The organism is Anabaenopsis arnoldii, from assembly GCF_028331025.1.
In the GTDB taxonomy this organism is placed as follows: Bacteria; Cyanobacteriota; Cyanobacteriia; order Cyanobacteriales; family Nostocaceae; genus Anabaenopsis; species Anabaenopsis arnoldii.
Genome location: NZ_JAQMUH010000117.1, coordinates 1 through 18797, shown reverse-complemented (window position 1 = coordinate 18797; position 18797 = coordinate 1). Strand labels below are relative to the sequence as shown.

Annotated in this window: 13 protein-coding genes and 2 rRNA genes; 9 read left to right on the top strand and 6 right to left on the bottom strand. The window is 42.1% G+C overall.

Annotation, left to right across the window (positions count from 1 at the left end):
• Positions 1-216 precede the first annotated feature (216 nt).
• The gene (locus tag PN457_RS10565; protein ID WP_271733237.1) at positions 217-8073 is read left to right on the top strand and encodes a Calx-beta domain-containing protein; all 7857 of its coding nucleotides are present in this window, start codon (positions 217-219) and stop codon (positions 8071-8073) included.
• Here PN457_RS10565 and PN457_RS10560 read toward each other — a convergent pair.
• On the bottom strand, positions 8042-9820 hold the full coding sequence (locus PN457_RS10560) for a glycosyltransferase family 39 protein (protein ID WP_271733236.1): 1779 nt from the start codon (positions 9818-9820) through the stop codon (positions 8042-8044). The two genes, PN457_RS10565 and PN457_RS10560, sit on opposite strands and share 32 nt — an antisense overlap.
• 32 nt (positions 9821-9852) lie before the next feature.
• On the opposite strand from PN457_RS10560, the gene PN457_RS10555 reads away from it, so the two are divergent.
• From PN457_RS10555 to ureG, 8 genes are all read left to right on the top strand, one after another.
• Entirely contained in the window at positions 9853-12210 is a 2358-nt protein-coding gene (locus PN457_RS10555; protein ID WP_271733235.1) for an ATP-dependent helicase, read from the top strand.
• 37 nt (positions 12211-12247) lie between these two features.
• Complete coding sequence (gene rpmI, locus PN457_RS10550; RefSeq protein WP_271733234.1) at positions 12248-12445, top strand: 50S ribosomal protein L35; 198 nt, start codon at positions 12248-12250, stop codon at positions 12443-12445.
• A gap of 19 nt (positions 12446-12464) precedes the next feature.
• On the top strand, positions 12465-12821 hold the full coding sequence (gene rplT / locus PN457_RS10545; RefSeq protein ID WP_271733233.1) for a 50S ribosomal protein L20: 357 nt from the start codon (positions 12465-12467) through the stop codon (positions 12819-12821).
• Positions 12822-12833: 12 nt separating this feature from the next.
• Positions 12834-13640 carry a transporter substrate-binding domain-containing protein gene (locus PN457_RS10540; protein ID WP_271733232.1) on the top strand — a complete coding sequence of 269 codons (807 nt, stop codon included), beginning with the start codon at positions 12834-12836 and terminating at the stop codon, positions 13638-13640.
• A gap of 82 nt (positions 13641-13722) precedes the next feature.
• A complete protein-coding gene (locus tag PN457_RS10535) occupies positions 13723-14247 on the top strand; it encodes a tetratricopeptide repeat protein (RefSeq protein ID WP_271733231.1) in 525 nt (174 codons plus the stop codon).
• A 26-nt stretch (positions 14248-14273) separates the two neighbouring features.
• Positions 14274-14717, top strand: coding sequence for an urease accessory protein UreE (gene ureE / locus PN457_RS10530; RefSeq protein WP_271733230.1), 444 nt, complete (start codon positions 14274-14276; stop codon positions 14715-14717).
• Entirely contained in the window at positions 14695-15384 is a 690-nt protein-coding gene (locus PN457_RS10525; protein ID WP_271733229.1) for an urease accessory protein UreF, read from the top strand. The genes ureE and PN457_RS10525 overlap by 23 nt, the downstream gene beginning before the upstream one ends.
• An 11-nt stretch (positions 15385-15395) precedes the next feature.
• Complete coding sequence (gene ureG, locus PN457_RS10520; RefSeq protein ID WP_271733228.1) at positions 15396-15992, top strand: urease accessory protein UreG; 597 nt, start codon at positions 15396-15398, stop codon at positions 15990-15992.
• 101 nt (positions 15993-16093) lie between these two features.
• On the opposite strand, the gene PN457_RS10515 is transcribed toward ureG, so the two are convergent.
• The 5 genes from PN457_RS10515 to PN457_RS10495 all read right to left on the bottom strand — a co-directional run.
• Positions 16094-16990, bottom strand: a complete 897-nt coding sequence (locus tag PN457_RS10515) for a hypothetical protein (RefSeq protein ID WP_271733227.1) — start codon at positions 16988-16990, stop codon at positions 16094-16096.
• A complete protein-coding gene (locus PN457_RS10510; RefSeq protein WP_271733226.1) occupies positions 16990-17589 on the bottom strand; it encodes a hypothetical protein in 600 nt (199 codons plus the stop codon). The genes PN457_RS10515 and PN457_RS10510 overlap by 1 nt, the downstream gene beginning before the upstream one ends.
• Positions 17590-17598: 9 nt before the next feature.
• Positions 17599-18339, bottom strand: coding sequence for a GTPase (locus PN457_RS10505; RefSeq protein ID WP_271733225.1), 741 nt, complete (start codon positions 18337-18339; stop codon positions 17599-17601).
• A 180-nt stretch (positions 18340-18519) separates the two neighbouring features.
• Positions 18520-18637: ribosomal RNA gene (gene rrf / locus PN457_RS10500) — 5S ribosomal RNA — on the bottom strand.
• A 57-nt stretch (positions 18638-18694) separates the two neighbouring features.
• A 23S ribosomal RNA gene (locus PN457_RS10495) occupies positions 18695-18797 on the bottom strand; the annotation flags it as partial.

The following is an 18797-nucleotide window of genomic DNA, read 5'->3' as shown; positions in this document are numbered from 1 at the left end:
ATAGTTTTTTGTACGCAAGGCGATTAGTCCCTTGTTTAATCTGTCTGATATGAGTGTGGCAAAAAACTCCCAGCATTTTGCAGCATGATCTGATTCTACTTCGTATATAGATTGAGCCTGTATCAAAGCTGTGCTGGTGGTAACGCTACCACTTGAGTTGGTCTAGTACAAGTTTGAAAAAATTAACCCATAAAACTAAAAGGAACCCTATAACCTATGAGAACCATTCAAACCGCTCCTGGAGATGGTGGACTTGAAGTTACTGTAGATGAACTTGGTCGTTTTGGTAGTTCTGGTGTTGGCGGACAGGCTGGTGTTTATGATCCTGTTGGGAGTATAGGACCTGCTAGTACAACTTATTTATCCTTCATTGCCCTAGGAATTATTGCGGGGGATGGTACAACTGGTCAACGTATTGAGTTAGCTCTATCTCAGACTAACGATGAGGCGTTTACTAGTTCTACAGACACCACTGCAAATAGTGCCTTTACTATTAACGGACTCCAGTTTCAACTAGAGCAAATTGTTCAAGATAGCTTTAATAGAGAGGGTGAAGTTAGGACGGGTGCAAGATTAGATCAAGTCTATAGTATTACCAACATCACTGATCAACCCATCAGATTTGATTTAGTACGTTACGTAGATGGAGATTTAAACTTTGATGGGAGTTTGATTGACGGCGGCGGTAGAATCATTCAGCGGGGTGTAGAAATTATATTTGAAACTGATGCTGGGGGAACTGGAGAGACAGATACAACTTTTTTTGGTATTACTGGTACAGGTGGGACTATTCCCACCACAAATCGTTGGGAAATAGATGGATACAGTAGTTTAAGGTCTAATGTTCTAGGGGGAAGTAACTTACAAAATATCATCGTGCAGGGTGACAGTAACTCTGATGGCTTTGTTGATAGAGATTCAGAGTATGACTTAGCCCTAGCTTTAAGAAACGTTTTTGAATTAGCTCCAGGAGCATCTACCACCTACATCACAACTACTCGTTTTGGCTCCGGTGAACCTGAACAATTAGATATTACTCCCCCATCGGGTGGCGTTAGTGCTTTACCTCCAAGAACTGTAGGCAATAGTATCAATGTCACATGGGGAGCAACGGATCGCAGTGGTATTAGAAACTATGATGTATTTGTATCCGTTGATGGCGGTGTGTTTACTCCATGGTTAACCAATGTAACTATAAATAACGCCATTTATACTGGTGAAACAGGTAAGACCTACACTTTTTATAGTTTAGCCACTGATAACCTAGGCAATAGACAGGTTGCTGCTACTGCCCTAAGAACTTCCACTCAAATTATTAACCCCATACCAGGTACTTTAAGTTTCAGCGCCCCTCAATTTACTGTTAATGAAGATGGAACACCGGTTACTACCGTCACTGTGACTCGCACAGGGGGAAGTGATGGGGTGGTAAGTGCCACTATTAACTTCAAAGATGGCACGGCTAAAGCGCCCAATGATTATAACAACACTACCATTACCGTTAATTTTGCTGATGGGCAAACCATTAAAGCTGTTAATATTCCCATTGTCAATGACAATATCTCAGAACTTGACGAGACAATCCAGTTAAGCCTCACTACCCCCACCGGCGGCGCAACTATTGGCAAGCAAAACACCGCTCCCCTCACTATTATTGATGATGATGGTCTTGCCATATCAGGATTTCCCCGTGGGGCTATAGGTAGTAATCAAGGGCAAACTACCATTATCATAGTAGGTCAAAAGTTCTCCCCCACCGATAAAGTCAGCCTAGTGGCTACCGATGGCAGTGAAAAAGAAGCTACTAAAGTTTATTGGGTGAATGATAATGAGACTTGGGCAACCTTTGATTTACAGGGCTTAACCCCTGGCAGATATAATGTGGAAATTAGCGATGGTGTGAAAACAGCCGCCGCTAATAGTGCTTTCACCGTTACTAATAATCTACCCGGTAATCTTCGGGTGCAGTTGAGTTATCCATCCTCTGGTGTGGCTATTGTCACCTATACCAATGTGGGACAAACAGATGTTATTGCACCCCTGCTAAGAATAGTACCCACTAATGCCCAAGTTAATTACCCAGAAGACAATACTGTCAGTGCTACCCTACGCCAACTCCTGAATTTAAGTTTAGCCACTGGTGGCAATGGACCGGTAGGAATTTTAACCCCAGGACAAACAGAACAATTTTCCTTTACCTATACTCCCAGTGGTAACGGTTTGATTTCCTTCACAGTGGAACAAGTACAGCCTGATGAAATCATTAATTGGGCTAGTATTAAGGCAGAATCCCGCGCTGATTATAGTTTTATTAATGATGCCGCTTGGGATGCCATTTGGAGTAATTTAACCGCTGTTTTTGGTACAACTGCGGGACAGTTTCAAGCTGTAATGGCAGAAAATGCTAATTATTTAAGTCAACTTGGACAACCCACTAATAATTTAAACCGGTTATTTGCCTTTGAGTGGATACAAGCAGTCAACACTCTCACTAACGTGAGTTTAATCAGTAGCACCGATGTAGTAGATGCTGCCCCTGGACTATCTTTAACCTTTAATCGTACCTTCTATCAATCCATTGCTGAACGCTACAATTTAGGAGCTTTAGGACGGGGTTGGGCGAGTGAGTGGGATTTACGCGCTACAACTGACAATCAAGGTAATGTGGTTATCCGCAGTGTGGGAGACTTACAGCGGGCTTTTGAGCAACAAACAGACGGTAGTTATACAGAAGCCGGTGGCGCTGTGGTAACTATTGTTAATGGTGAATATCGGTTAAGGGAAGTTAATGGTATTGTTTCGCTGTTTAATAGGGATGGTCAACTTAGTTATGTAGAAGACCCTAACGGTAATCGTATCACCCTGGAATATGCTGATAATCGACTGACTCAATTAGTTCATACCAATGGGGATACATTGACCTTAGATTACAATCCCCAAGGACGTATTAGCCAGATTACCGATTCCACTGGGCAAGTTACCAATTACACTTATGATACCACTGGGGAAGCCCTGCTATCTGTCACCAGTGATCAGGGAACCATCGCCTATACTTACGATACCAGCGATGTAGCGGGGAAAAAGTATTCTCTGTTGTCAGTCACATCCGAACTGGGCTATCAGCGTAACTTTGAATACGATAACCAAGGTCGTTTAATTAGAGAATACACCAATGAAGAGGGGCTAAGTCTGACCTACAGCTATGATAGTGTTGGTGGTGTCACCATTACTGATAGTACAGGCACATCCCAAACTATCCTTTTAGATGACCGAGGTAATGGCGCACAAATTCGGGGGGTTAATAATCAAAATCTCCTATTTCGCTATGATGCCGATGGTAATTTGATTAGTGCTACTCTGCCTAATGGTGGTCAGTCTAGTTATAGTTACGACAGTACAGGCAATTTAAGCAGACAGACAAATTTACTCAATCAAAACGTTAATTTTACCTACGATAGCACCTTTAATCAACTCACAGGGTTTACAGACCCCAGAGGTAACAGTGTTAATTATACCTACGATGACAGGGGGAATCTGACTCTAATCACATACCCTGATGGCAGTAGGGAACAGTTTATTATTGACGATTTGGGTAATCTTACCAGTTTTGTCAACCGTCGAGGTAATGGGATTCAATATACCTATAATCAAGACGGGCTACTGACGGCAAAACAATACCCTGATGGTTCTGGGGTTAGCTATATCTATGATACCAGGGGTAATCTTACAACTGTCACCGATGCCACAGGTAGCATTACCATGGAGTATGATGGTGCTGACCAAGTTACAAAAGTTACATACCCCACAGGACGGACATTAAGCTACACCTACAATGCCGATGGTCAAAGGACTAGATTAGTTTCCCAGGATGGGTATACGGTAAATTATGGCTATGACAACCTGGGACGGTTAAAAACTTTAACCGATGTTACGGGACAAGGCATTATTAGCTATGACTATGATATTCTGGGGCGTTTAATTAAAGAAACTAACGGCAATGGCACCTATACCACCTATGAGTATAACCAAGAAAGTCAATTAAGCCGTTTAATCAACTACAAAGCTGATAACGCCGTAAATTCTAGGTTTGAGTATAGCTATGATAATTTAGGGCGGCGTATCACCATGACCACCCTAGAGGGAATTTTCCAGTATGGTTATGATGCCGTTGGACAGTTAACCTCTGTGGTGACACCGGATAATCGTACTATCAACTATACCTATGATGGGGCAGGTAATCGGATTGCGGTAACAGATAGTGGGATAACCACAGGTTACAGCAGTAATAATCTCAATCAGTATACTCGTGTTGGTAATGCTGTCTACACCTATGATCGGGATGGAAATTTAATTCAAAAGAATGAAGGGGGACAGACTACCACCTACACCTATGATGTGGAAAATCGGTTAGTGGAGGTGGAGACGGCTGATGGTAGTAGGTGGGAATATGAATATGATGGTTTAGGAAACCGGGTTGCTACTATTATCAATGGTCAACGCACGGAATATTTACTTGACCCGGCGGGGTTAGGGGATATTGTGGGGGAATATGATGGTAATGGTAATTTGGTTACTGTTTATCATCATGGCATCGGTTTAGTGAGTCGGGTGAGTGATAGTAATAGTTACTATTATGATGCCGATGCTTTGGGTTCAACCATAGGGTTAACGACTAATGATGGGAGTTATGTTAACCGTTACAGTTATTTGCCTTTTGGGGAAGATTTAACCAAAGTTGAAGGCGTTGCTAACCCCTTTGAATATGTCGGTCAATGGGGTGTCATGGATGAGGGTAATGGACTCGATTTCATGCGAGCAAGGTTTTATGATAGTGGTTTGGGCAGGTTTACAGCTGTTGATCCGATTGGATTGAATGCGGGAGATGCGAATTTTTATAGATACGTTTTCAATAATCCAGTTAGTTATACCGACCCTTCTGGACTTTTAGCCCCTGTTCCACTCATTGCTGCTGGCGCCGTGCTGGGAGGAATTTCCAATGCAGGTATATATGCAGTTAGTTCAACAATAGCAGGAAATTTTACTCTTAGTGGTTTAGCGGGTGCTGGTATATCAGGGGCGGCTTTTGGTGCTGGAGCGACTCTAATCGCGGCGAGTGGAGCAACCGGTTTAGTGGCAAACAGTTTATCTGTAGGTTTAGGAGGGGTAACAGGAGCACTGGGTTATGTCATTGAGAATGGAACAGGGGTAACTGTTGAAGGACTTGGAAGTGCAATTGCAATTGGGGCTGTTGGCGGCCTCATCCCCAGTGTATCCGGTTTTAAAGGAAAAGGTGTAGCCGGATTTGGGAAGCAGCCGAGTATAACCTTCAATAGAACTGTTAGAGGGTTAAATAGGAGTGGTTTGGCTTTAGGAAAAGGGCTTTCTGCTGGTAATTTATTTAATAATGTAGTCGGTCAATTATTAGGAGAACTTTTAGGAAGACTTAAAGGCGGCACATGGAATGACCCCCACCTAGATACCCTCGACGGTTTAGGCTACGACTTCCAAGCAGTGGGAGAATTTACCCTCGTTAAATCCACCACCGATGAATTGGAAATCCAAACCCGCCAACAACCGTGGGGAAACAGTACCAGCGTTTCTATCAACACCGCCATTGCGATCAAACTCGGCGACCAACGCATCGCCATTTACGCCAACCAAGCAGAACCCCTCCTAATTAACGGTACCACCGTCACCCTTCCCAATAGCGCAGTTTACGCAGTCGGTCAAAACCTCATCACTAGAGAAGGGAATCAATACAGAATTATCACCGCCAATAACGACCTCATCCAGGTAAAACATAATGGGAGCTTCCTAAATATTAACCTTGGTTTAGCAGATAACCGCCAAGGTAAAGTGGTAGGACTCCTGGGTAACTTTAACAATAACCGCAATGATGAATTTAACCTCCGGGATGGTACGGTCATTGGCGGAAGTATCTCTAATGAACAACTTTACGGCGACTATGGCAACAGTTGGCGCATTGTTCAAGGCGAATCCCTCTTTGACTACGCCCCAGGACAAGATACTAATACCTTCACAGACCTAACCTACCCCCGGAATATTGTCACAGCAGCTACCCTCACCCCCGAACAACGGGCCGCCGCTGAACAAATTGCCCGCGATGCCGGAATTACAGATCCAGATATCCTAGAAGATGTCATCCTAGATATTTTTATCACCAATGGCGACCTGCAATTTATCCAAGGTGCTGTTACAGAACAACGACTGACTACGGTCAGCGCTCCCAATACCCTGGTGAATCCCGACGGTTTCGGTACTGAACATTATTTAACCGCCGGAGCAATTATTCCCTATACTATCCGCTTCAGTAATAACGCTGAAGCTGAAACCACACCTGTTGCCCAAGTTACCATCAGCCAACAACTAGACACAGACCTAGACTTTAATACCTTCACCTTAAATAACCTTGGCTTTGGAGATATTACCCTAGTTACCAACGGCGTACAAAATTATAATCAACGCCTCGACCTGCGGGACACTCGCGGTGTGTTTGTCGATGTCAATGCTGGGTTAGATGTAGCCACTGGTATTGTAACTTGGACATTCACCGCCATTGACCCCTTAACTGGCAACCCTGTAGATAATACTACCCAAGGCTTTTTACCTCCTAACGACTCTAACGGAGCCGGACGGGGATTTGTCAGTTACAGCATCCAACCCCTAAGCAATATTACTAATAATACCCGCATCGATGCCCAAGGGAGCATCACCTTTAACAATCAAACTCCCCTCCTCACTAATCCAGTCTTTAACACCTTAGATAGTGACATCCCCGTCAGCCAAGTTAACCCTTTACCAGCCAACAGTAATGAGCCTAACTTTACTGTATCTTGGACGGGTACAGATAACGGTAGTGGCATTGCCTCCTATGATATCTATGTAGCTATAGATAATGGTGACTTTACTATCTGGCAACAGGGCATTACTCAAACATCTGCTATCTATAACGGTGAAGTGGGTCGTACATATGCTTTCTATAGTCTGGCTCAGGATAATTTAGGTTTAACTGAAGTCATCCCCACTCAAGCTGATACCAGCATAACTGTTGATAGGATGGAAGCTTTGCAAGTCAATAACTTTCAGACTAATTCCAGTGGCTTTGTCTTGACATTCAATGATGACGTCAATCTCAGTGTTCTCAACCTTTACACAGGATTAGACTTAGCCAACCCACTCGCCCCAGTTACAGACCTACCAGACCTCACCCTCACCGATAGTGAAGGCAATATTATCAATGGTTCACTCATTTGGGATGAGACTGACAACGCCCTGACTTTCGTTAAAACAGGTGACATTCTAGCACCTGGTAATTACACCCTGACCCTGGAGAGCCGTAGTGATGGTTTCGTCAGCACGAACGGACGCTTACTTGATGGTAATGAAGATGGTTTCCCAGGTGGTAACTTTGTTCGGGAATTTACCGTCAATAGCCCCACAGTACCAGTCCTCACCTTACCTGACTTTAGCCGCGCCCCTGGTCAAGAAGTAAACATACGTGGGGGTGGTCAATTCAATCCTTTACCCATCCGCATCACCAATCCCGGTGGTGTAGACAACATTAGCTTTACCTTGCAATATGACCCAGACCTGCTGGCTATTACAGGAGCAAATGTAGTCGCATCGGGTTGGAATTTAAATTCTGACTTCAATACACCAGGACAAGCTCAGTTTACCCTCAGCGGACCTGCCCTCAATGCTAGTACCGACTTAATCACCTTGAATGCTCAACTTCAGCAGACAGCAACCTACGGTGCTAAAGGTGTACTGCAAATACTTCCCGGTGCGGGCTTAGTAGGAGACAGTGCAGTACAGCTGGTAGCATTAGTGGGAGATACGACCAAAACAGAAGGCTATCTTTCTACAGATGCGGCCTTAATTTCTCGGGTAAATGTGGGACTTGATTCAGGATTTAGAGCTTTCCCTGTGACTGATCCCCTGATTATAGGAGACGCTACCAACAACGGAATTATAGATGCGGCCGATGCAACCTCTGTGCGCCGAGCATCCGTGGGTCTACTTAGCCCATTCCTCCCACAATTGGTGGTTTAATCATACCACGAGTATTCAAAGATGCAGATGGGGCAGTGATCGCCGCCCCTGTAACTTGTCTAATTTTCTGACAGCGGTAAAGTTGATAGGGAATACCTATCCGATGGTGCTGTGCAGTGTCTATATTACAAATACTATCCCCAAACAGCCCCAACTGCTGGGGATAACTCTTCCTGATCATTCCCGGGCCAACTATCCATAAATTTATCTGAGATATTCCCAGTGTTGGCATTTGATCAAGTTTCTCCCACAAGGGAGGTGAATGGGGAGATTTTTCTAAAAAACCCACAGTATCAAATTGATTGAAACTGTTGGTATTATTCCTCAGTTTTTCTAATGCTAAAGCAAAACCTAATCCCAATGCCACATCCTGATAATTGCTATATCCTACCACTAGCATGATGGGCGCAGATGGTTCTAAATTCATGTTTTGCGCAACTTGTTCAGGTAGGAACGGCTTTTGAAAGAATAAATTAGAAACTACAAACACACAACTGAGAACCCCCACCAACAAAATTATCAATTTTGACTGGTGATTTTTGCCAATACTAGCTGCCAACAAAGCGCAAAAACTGGGATAATAAACAAAGTTATAGCGGGGAATAGCAGTTATATCTTTACCAAATAAGTAGGCTATAGCAAAAAACTGCATTAACACCACAATCATAAAAGTGGCCAGGGTTAAGATTGATAAATGGGTTGTCTTTTGTAAATAGACAGTTTTTAAACCCTTCCATACTTGCAAACCTACCCAAATGGCAAAAGTTACCATGAAAAAGCCACAGATAACTGTAATTACTAAAGGCTGATTTTCCACAGGTAGAGCAATTACCATTAAAATCCAACTAATTAAGGTGTTATATACTGGGGAGATGTGCATAGTAGCAGGTAACCAGTTGGTGGCTGAACTCTGAAAATGATTCAACATTACCGGCATCCAGGGAATAAAACTAATTACCACCCCAGTAGTTGCTATAATTAAGCTGTTTTTGAATATCGAAGTTTTACACCAATAGATTAATAAGATTAGTGTGATAATTTCAGCAATGAACGCCAAAATAAAAAAGTAGTGAGTATAAAGACCAATAATATTCGCAATTGACCATAAGAGCACAACCCACCATCTCAGGCGTTTATTATCTAAAATATCCCGCTGAATTTCCATTAGTCCCCATAATGCTAAAGTGATGAGGAACATGGGCATGGTATAATGACGTGCTTCTTGGGAAAGGTAAACAGCAAAGGGAGAAACAGCCATGATTAATGCGGCGATGATTCCCGATGCGGGAGAAAAAGCAGTGCGGTTGACAAAATAAATCCCGACAATGGTACCCACGCCAAATAAGGCCGGTAGCGATCGCAATTTTGTTACCCACTCTGAACCCAAGGGAGTCATCCACCCTAACCAGCTGTACATTCCACAAAAAAATAATGGAGGATGGGTAGACTGATGGGTTAGATTTGCAGCAATTTGATCACAAGTAACCCCAGACTGGTAAGTAAAAATTTCTGGGACTCTTTGCAGTGGGAATAAGATATCTAAGGGCAATTGATCATAATTTTTCCCTAAACTGAAAATAGCTGTAATTACCTCGTCCATCCACAGAGGTTTTAAGTCTAAATTCTGAAAGCGTAAGACGGTACTCAGGGCGATGATTGCAGCTAATCCTAGATAATAATTTAGATATGGTTGCCTATTTGTCAAACCTTGATGCAGTTTTTGCAGTTGGGAGATGATCTGATACATAAAACTACTGTGCTTTTTAAATCTCAATTTTTATGTTAAATTCTGAACTTAGTCCTAATTTCTCTGGGGAATTTATTCAGTCTCAGTTACAAGGAAAGATTTGGGGAGTCCGTAACACTCTGCGCCCAGGACAACAGCAAATGGCTGATTGGACTTCAGGACTCCTGGCTGTTTCGGCGGTTCCGGGGGCTGGTAAATCTACTGGTATGGCTGCAGCAGCAGCGATGGCGATCGCTCGTCAGTACCAAGTTTATGCTCAGTCTGGTGTGTTTGACCGTCGTCAGGTTGTAGTTGTAACTTTTACTCGTTCGGCTGCTGCCAATATTAAAACAAAAATTTGCCAATACTTAAAAGATTTATCTCTACCTCAGTCGGGCTTTGCTGTTTATACTTTACATGGTCTAGCTTTGAATATTGCTAGCCGTTACCCTGATTTGTCTGGTTTAGATTTAGATAATGTCACGTTAATTACTCCTAATCAAAGCCACCGGTTTGTACGTAAAGCAGTAGAGCAATGGATTAATAATCATCCGGAACTTTATGTCCGGTTGCTAGAGGGTGAGCAATTTGACGGGGAAGAGACAGAAAAATTACGTCGTCAGTCAGTTTTGCGCACGGAAGTTTTACCAGACTTAGCCACCACCGTCATTCATGAGGCTAAAAGTTCTGGAATCAAACCAGACCAACTCAGAGGGTGGACTGAAAAAATAACAGATAAATACGTAACTTTACGGATAGCTGCGGGATTGTATGAAGAATATGAGAATCTCATGCGATCGCATGATTTCATTGACTACGATGATATGATCCTGGCGGCGATTCGTGTTCTGGAAAACCATAGCGCCCGTACCATCGAACAAAACCAAGTTTTAGGTGTATTTGAGGATGAAGCCCAAGATTCTAGTCCTTTACAGACGAAGCTGTTAGAGATTTTAGCCGGTGTTGAGGGAGATAATTATTCACCGACTAATCCCTACTCTCCAGGTAACTTAGTGCGTGTTGGTGATCCGAATCAGGCGATTAACTCGACTTTTACCCCGGCAGATCCGATATATTTCCGGGAGTTTTGCCAATTTTGCCATGGCTTGGGCAAACTAGCAAATATGGATCAAGCTGGACGCAGTAACAGAATCATCATTGCTGCTGCCAACTATGCTCTAGAATGGGTAAACGGGTTTTATCAGCGCAAAAATCGGCAATTGCCCTTTAGTGAGCAAAAAATCCGCCCTGTTAATACCGGCGACCCCCAAAAAAATGCTAATCCAGTACCCACAGGAAGGGGATTAGAGCTTTATAAACCGCGGGATATTGATCATACAGTCGAATTACTGTCTCAAAGAGTGGTGGAGTTGTTTGCTGAAAATCCTCACAATATGAGTGCAGCAATTCTGGTGCGAGAAAATCGCCAAGGACGCTGGTTAACACAGAGGCTCGAACCTGTGTGTCAGGATCATAAAATTAAACTTTATGATGTAGGTGAAAGCGATCGCCGTTCTCATGTTCCCAAGGAAGTTTTGGCATTATTGCAATTTTGCCATCGCCCCCATTCTTCTGACTATCTCAAGGCTGCTTTGGAGGTGTTGGTACAACGTCAATTGATTCCTACCCAAGACCTCAACCCTCTAGCTAGTCTACCAGAAGAATTTTTATATCCCAGTCCCTTAGCAGCACCCCGGGTAGAGGCACTACAAAAAGCAGCGCATCTGTGTCGTAGTTTACTTCGCGCTCCTTTGGAATTGCCCTTGTATGATCTGATTTCCTTTGTGGCTTTAACTTTAAACTATGAACAAGCGGAATTGGCAAGTGCTGATAAACTCGCGGAACGGGTAAATCAGCAAGTAACTGACCATAATTCTATGGAAGCAATGCTGGGGGCTTTAAGTGAAATTGTCAATTCTGAACGGTTTGAACCAGTGGAAACCGATGATTTGGAAGGCCGTTATACTCGTCCGGGTCAATTGACCATTATCACTATGCACAAAGCGAAGGGGTTAGATTGGGACTATGTATTTATTCCGTTTCTACATGAAAAGTCAATTCCTGGTAAGTTTTGGGTTGCTCCCAAAAGCCAGTTTTTAGGTAAGTTTACTTTATCGGAAGTTGCCCGCGCCCAAATTCGCACGGCGCTACATGGTAAATCTCATATACCTAATGTGTACCAGGCGTGGGAAGAAGCAGAACATTTAAAAATGTCTGAGGAATACCGTTTACTCTATGTGGCTATGACACGAGCAAAGCGCTTGTTATGGATGTCTGCATCACAACAAGCGCCTTTTTCCTGGAGTAACCCAGAAAATTTACAAGCAGAACCGCCTTGTCCTGTTTTTGTGGCATTACAACGCCAGTTTCCTGAATGTGTAGTTGATTTGCCAGAAGATTTCAGGAAATAGTATATAATTATGGATTGTGTCGAATTAACGTTAGACCATGCCTAAACTCAAGACTCGTAAAGCAGCGGCGAAGCGATTCCGTGCCACTGGTAGCGGTAAAATTGTCCGTCGCAAAGCTTTTAAAAGCCACCTTTTAGAACACAAATCTTCTAACAAAAAGCGTAACCTGTCCAAAACTGCACTGGTACACGAACGGGATGAAGACAATGTGCGGTTGATGCTTCCTTATTTGTAAATTGTTCAGGAAATAAATTATGACAAGGGTAAAACGCGGTAATGTAGCTCGTAAACGCCGCAATAAAATTCTCAAACTAGCTAAGGGGTTTCGTGGTTCTCACTCAACTCTGTTTAGAACCGCTAATCAACAGGTGATGAAGGCGCTACGGAGTGCTTATCGTGATCGCAAAAAGAAAAAGCGCGATTTTCGCCGTCTGTGGATTACCCGCATCAATGCCGCTGCTAGGCAACATGGTTTGAGTTACAGTCAGTTAATGGGCAATCTCAAAAAAGCTGATATTCAACTCAATCGCAAAATGTTGGCACAATTGGCAGTCCTAGATCCTGCTGCATTTGGTAAAGTAGCTGAGTTAGCACTACAGGCTAAAGGATAAGGGTGGTAACGGATGAATAACCGATGTAACAGATGGCTAAAAATTAATCAGTTACATCTGGTATTATCCGCTACTATTGTTTGTATTGTCTGTTTTTACTGGGGATTTATGGCAAATGGGTCTCAAATGCCAGAAATCCAGCGTCGAGGTTATTTGACTATTGCCGTTAAAGATAACTTACGCCCTTTGGGATTTAGAGATGTTGACGGTAATTTACAAGGGTTGGAAATTGACTTGGCAAAGCGTCTGGGGTTTGATTTGTTAGGTAAACCAGATGCTGTCAGGTTACAACCGGTAGCCAACAGCGATCGCTTGTCTGTAGTCTTAAACAAGAAAGTGGATTTAGCCATCGCTAGGGTAACAGCAACGGAATCGCGATCGCGTGTAGTCAGTCTCAGTGTTCCTTACTATTATGACGGCACTTTTGTAGTAACAAAAGATACGTCTGTGAGTAAGTTGGGTGATTTAGCCAACCGCAAAGTGGCGGTAATCAATGACTCCAGCACAATTGCTGACATACGTTACTATGTGCCGAAGGCGGAGTTAGTGGGAGTTAGTTCATATGAGTCGGCGCGGCGGCTGACAGAAAATAATACAGTGGTAGCCTTTGCTGCGGATGCTAGTGTTCTGAGCGGTTGGGTACAAGAATATCCCCAATACAGACTGTTACCGACCAAGCTATCTACAGAACCTTTATCTGTAGTGATGCCCAAGGGATTGCAGTATGATCAGTTAAGAAGACAAGTTAATCAAGCGATCGCCCAATATACAGCAGATGGTTGGCTCAAAGAACGTGTGAACTATTGGGGCTTACCGTAAGTAAAGAAATATTTACCTCATCTTCCCAGTGTCCCATAATAGATACAGAAGTGTGAAATTTTAATATTTGTATTTCCAGACAATGGATCAAAATTTAGTCATTATTTATCTGTCAATTTTCGTCGGTCTGCTTTCATTCGCAGTTGTGAATGTTTTCCGCCAAATTTTCAAAACTCGCAGGCGTGAAAGTGCCTTATCCAGATTACGCAAAAAATTAGAGAACCAAAAGGGTACGGCTCAAGAATATTATGAGTTAGCTAGTATCTATTCGGAAAAAAAGTTATTTTCTCAGGCGGTGGTACTGTTTCAAAAAGCTCTGAAAGCTGCTGAGGAGGAAGAAGAAGATATTACCGCCCCTATTTACAACGGCTTAGGCTATGTTTATTTCAGCCAAGAGCAATATGACTTAGCAATTCGTCAGTATAAAGAAGCTCTCAAACATCAACAAGACTATGTAACAGCACTGAATAACCTCGGACACGCCTACGAACGCAAAAAATTAACTGCTCAAGCCCTGGAAATGTATGAGCAAGCATTAAAAATTGCTCCCAATAATACCATTGCCAAGCGCCGGGCTGAATCTTTGCGACGCTTGGTGTCTGTTTGATTAAATAGGGGGTGACAATAATTACTATGTTGATATTCACCCAACGTCAACCGCCTAATCCTGATGCATCTGTCAGTTTCACCCTCCCACTGACTGCGGAAGAACGCACCCGCGTTCGCCATCGTTGGGAAACCGAAGATGGTCAAGTTATATTTACGCGTTTACCCAGAGGGGTAATACTGCAAGATGGTGATATTTTGCAAAGCGAAACCCACAAGGAAAAAGTCAGAATTACTGCTAAACCAGAAACAGTGTTAACTGTTTTGGCACCAACGCCACTTTTATTAATGCGGGCAGTATACCATTTGGGAAATCGCCATGTACCTGTAGAAATTACTTCTAGCTATTTACGCTTATTACCAGATTCAGTTTTACGCACAATGCTAGAACAACTGGGACTAGAAGTTATAGAGGAAACCCTACCATTTCAGCCGGAATTAGGCGCTTATGGACACCATTACTCTCACTGATGCCAATTTCCTATCTATATTACAGTTAGCAAGTCCAGGGTTACCTGTGGGAGCATATAGCTATTCTGAAGGCTTAGAAAGGCTGGTGGAAAATGGCACTGTTTCCAGTCCAACCACCCTGAAACATTGGTTGGAGGGGGAACTGCGTTATGGTGCAATTCGGTTAGATGCTGCGGTGATGGTACGTGCTCAGGAATCCGCTAGTATTGGGGATGTATCGGCTTTATGTCGTTGGAATGTGTGGTTATCTGCTGCTAGAGAAACCGCGGAATTGCGCGCTTCTGGTTGGCAAATGGGGCGATCGCTAACTCAGTTGTTGGGTAAACTAGAACCGGATATCACGCCTTTAGTGAGTGCTGTGGGTAATCCTGTCAATTATGCGATCGCCTTTGGGATTGCTGTGGCTCATTGGGAGATCAACCATCAAGCTGCTTTACTGGCATATTTACATAGTTGGGCTAGTAATTTAATTACAGGGGGAGTGAAACTCATTCCCCTGGGTCAAACTGCGGGACAAGAATTATTGTTAGAGTTACAACCATTAATCAGCGCCGCTGTGAGGGAAATATTGGCCTTAGAGGATGACGACCTCAGTTGTTGTAGCTGGGGTTTATCCTTAGCTAGTATGCAGCACGAAACCCAGTATACAAGGTTGTTTAGGAGTTAGATACAAAAATAATGAGTGCATTGCGTGTAGGAGTAGCAGGCCCGGTGGGTTCGGGGAAAACCGCCTTAGTCGATGCTTTGTGTAAGACTTTGCGTGAGCAGTATCAGCTGGCGGTAGTCACGAATGATATTTATACCCAAGAGGATGCTCAGTTTTTGGTACGTTCTCAGGCCTTGACTAGCGATCGCATCTTAGGGGTAGAAACTGGAGGTTGTCCCCATACAGCAATTCGGGAAGATGCTTCTATGAATTTGGCTGCTATTGAACAATTAGAAAACCAATTTACTAATTTAGATTTAGTATTTTTAGAAAGTGGCGGTGATAACTTAGCAGCTACCTTTAGTCCAGAACTAGTAGATTTAACAATCTATGTCATCGATGTGGCTGCTGGTGATAAAATTCCCCGCAAGGGTGGACCTGGTATTACTAAATCTGACTTGTTAGTGATTAATAAAATTGACCTTGCGCCCTATGTCGGAGCAGATTTAGATATCATGAAACGAGACACTCAGAAAATGCGCGGTGATAAACCTTTTATTTTCAGCAACCTGAAGACTCAACAAGGGTTAGGAGATGTAATTAAATTTGTAGCTTTACATATCACATAGCATTATGAATCAAAATCAGGTCTCCACGAGATGACCTGTACACAAGCTATTTACAGCCTATTCTAGATAATTTATAAACTTGCAATCTCCAGAGAGGATTGCTATTGTCCTACTGAAGGGGGGAAAGATACTTTTACATCTAAAGTAAACTTTTGAATTTTTTTCACATATTTATTCAGGTTTAAATTCAAAGATGAAAGATACTGAGGAAACTCTATTTTTGCTCCCAGACTTAACACTGTTGTCACCTGACTAAACAAATCTAGTCGGAAGTTTTCTTCTGTTATTGGGTTAGTAAATTCGCTATACCTTCTCAAAGCTAATTTACGAGCATTAATCAAGTTGCTAATATCTTCATCCTCTTGTAACAATTCACCTTCAACGTACCTTTCAGCCTCCTCGATGTTTGGTAAACTTCCCGCCATTTTCCTTGTTCTTGAGCGATAATATTCAATTATTTCCTGAGCGGAAGAATCCCCACTAGTTTTTATGGGAAAATTCCCAAGAAGATTTAATCCTAAGCGGTTTGCTGAACTACTGTGCTTTTGATCAATGATATTTATAGAAACTTTTTTCGCCCCCAGAAGAGTACAGACATGAAGATAGCAGTTATACTTTCTGTCTATTGAATGCTCACGAAGTGCTTCTGCTTGCAAATAATATGGACGCTGAAACCTTTGATGAAGTCTGTTTGAAAGCTCCTTATATTTCTTATTTGGATACTGATACCCATACTTAGTTTGAAGCAGAATATTCCCGACTCTCAAAAGACCCTGCTCCTTCAAAACTTTTAAGAATTCTTGACTATTTTGATCATAAAATTCAATATCATCTCGGACAAAACAAACTCCTCCCATATTCTCAAATGTTTTATTTCCAGGTTCAGGATACTCAAGCCTTTCTCTGTCAAAATTAGATACAACTATGATTATCTCGCGCTCGTCTGGGTTATCAACAGGAACCCTCTCAATACGGTCTTGAATAATCTTTTTTGACATTAAACTTTATCCTGTATTAAGAGAATTAGAAAAATATTATTAATACCAATAATACCACTTAAGAATAAACTGCTTTTAACATCGATAAATGGGGAAATTCCTAATAATAAACCTACTAAAATGGGTATAAAAGAACCCAGAGCAAGCTTTACTATGAGCATAACCTGAGCTTTAATTTTATGTTGATAGTAAATAGACTTTAGCCCTGAGCGTATGATGCGTAACTGTTCTTGTTTAACTGAGCGGTCAACTTCAATTGAAAACTCCTTAACTCTGTCAAAAATATCAAAAACCCAGTCTTCAAAACTATATTCCCAAGATAAACTAGGTTTCCTACCGTAAATACCGATTTTTGCAGGACGACCAGATACATCTAACTGTTCAGTGATTAATTCAACATAAAATTCCGCATTTTTTTTATGTATTATACGTACATTTGATTCATTAACTAACTCGGAACCATGGAGAGCGAGATCATCTATTTTCCGAATTATATCCTGACCTTCTCCCTCAAAAGCTTCAATTCTTCTTGAGTTTTTAAAGATGACAGTTGGAATATCTTTATTAAAATTTTGAACATAAAATGCTAAACAAGCCATTTTAATATCCTATATTAGCTCATTAAAAATACTTAGTACCAATTGGTTACCCAGATTATTGGCAGCCAGACTTCCAACTACGAATCGCACATCATAGAATAGTTTTGTACCTATGATTTCTGATATGATTGTCTTGAATTCTCTAGAATAATCTTCTTTGATTGATTCATCTAAGAAATTAGGAACAAAAAAATCTTCAGTAGCTCTTTCATCAGATACAGGGATGACTATTTTCTGATCTGCGCTCTGGGCGAAATGATTGCCAACAATAATCAACTGTTTTTTACTTTTAAACAGAAAATCATCTTTAGCCCATTCTTGAAAATTACTAAAATCTTGCTTTAAGCAATTTTTAACAGACAACCTAGCCCGATTCATGTCTTCTGTAACGGCTATGTTGTGATTGCGAGCCAAGACTAGATCGCTTCTGAGAAGATAGATAATATAATCCTGTTTTTGAAATACTTCTTTTCGCGTATACGGTCTCGCTTTGTCGCCAGGTGTATCAATAAGTACCTCTATTAATATTGATTTCTGAACACATTTATACTCAAAATTGATCTTCAGCGTTTTCCTCTGTTCTGGTTTGTCAGTAGATCCAGGACTTGGTTCTATTGTCTGGCTGTGAATTAGTTGGAAAAGCACTGACTTACCACCATTATCATGACCCAAAATTCCAATTTTTTTACCTAAAAAAGGAATAAAAAGATCATCAAGCATATTTTTGTCTGTGTCCCATCCCCATTCCATGTTAGAGGTTCTCAAGGTAGACTACAATGATTATTCTTAAAATAATAAAATTTTATGAATTTCTTCAACCATAAGCATTTTACCTCTATACCTACCTAAAGGAAAATAAGCCAAGAAAAAAAACAAAAGCCCCTTCAATAGTAGAAGAGGCTCTTATCTATGGTATTCGTAGAAAAATAAACCTGGCATCGAGCTATTTTTGCGGAGGGCTACCCCTCAACTATCGTGGCCGCTGCAGCGTTTCACCTCTGAGTTCGGGAAGGGATCAGTGTGGTTCCACCGCGCCATAGACACCAGGAAAGAATAGTGGGTCAGATACCCTGAAGACTGCAAGTAACGCGAAAACCAGAGTGATGAGGTCAAGCCCTCGGTCTATTAGTACTCCTTTGCTACATACATTACTGTACTTCCACATAGAGCCTATAAACGGGTGTTCTGCCCGTGACCTTACCTACTTT

Coding starts and splice junctions, on each gene's coding strand:
- PN457_RS10565 (WP_271733237.1), top strand. CDS start 217: ATGAGAACCATTCAAACCGCTCCTGGAGATGGTGGACTTGAAGTTACT.
- PN457_RS10560 (WP_271733236.1), bottom strand. CDS start 9,820: ATGTATCAGATCATCTCCCAACTGCAAAAACTGCATCAAGGTTTGACA.
- PN457_RS10555 (WP_271733235.1), top strand. CDS start 9,853: ATGTTAAATTCTGAACTTAGTCCTAATTTCTCTGGGGAATTTATTCAG.
- rpmI (WP_271733234.1), top strand. CDS start 12,248: ATGCCTAAACTCAAGACTCGTAAAGCAGCGGCGAAGCGATTCCGTGCC.
- rplT (WP_271733233.1), top strand. CDS start 12,465: ATGACAAGGGTAAAACGCGGTAATGTAGCTCGTAAACGCCGCAATAAA.
- PN457_RS10540 (WP_271733232.1), top strand. CDS start 12,834: ATGAATAACCGATGTAACAGATGGCTAAAAATTAATCAGTTACATCTG.
- PN457_RS10535 (WP_271733231.1), top strand. CDS start 13,723: ATGGATCAAAATTTAGTCATTATTTATCTGTCAATTTTCGTCGGTCTG.
- ureE (WP_271733230.1), top strand. CDS start 14,274: ATGTTGATATTCACCCAACGTCAACCGCCTAATCCTGATGCATCTGTC.
- PN457_RS10525 (WP_271733229.1), top strand. CDS start 14,695: ATGGACACCATTACTCTCACTGATGCCAATTTCCTATCTATATTACAG.
- ureG (WP_271733228.1), top strand. CDS start 15,396: ATGAGTGCATTGCGTGTAGGAGTAGCAGGCCCGGTGGGTTCGGGGAAA.
- PN457_RS10515 (WP_271733227.1), bottom strand. CDS start 16,990: ATGTCAAAAAAGATTATTCAAGACCGTATTGAGAGGGTTCCTGTTGAT.
- PN457_RS10510 (WP_271733226.1), bottom strand. CDS start 17,589: ATGGCTTGTTTAGCATTTTATGTTCAAAATTTTAATAAAGATATTCCA.
- PN457_RS10505 (WP_271733225.1), bottom strand. CDS start 18,339: ATGGAATGGGGATGGGACACAGACAAAAATATGCTTGATGATCTTTTT.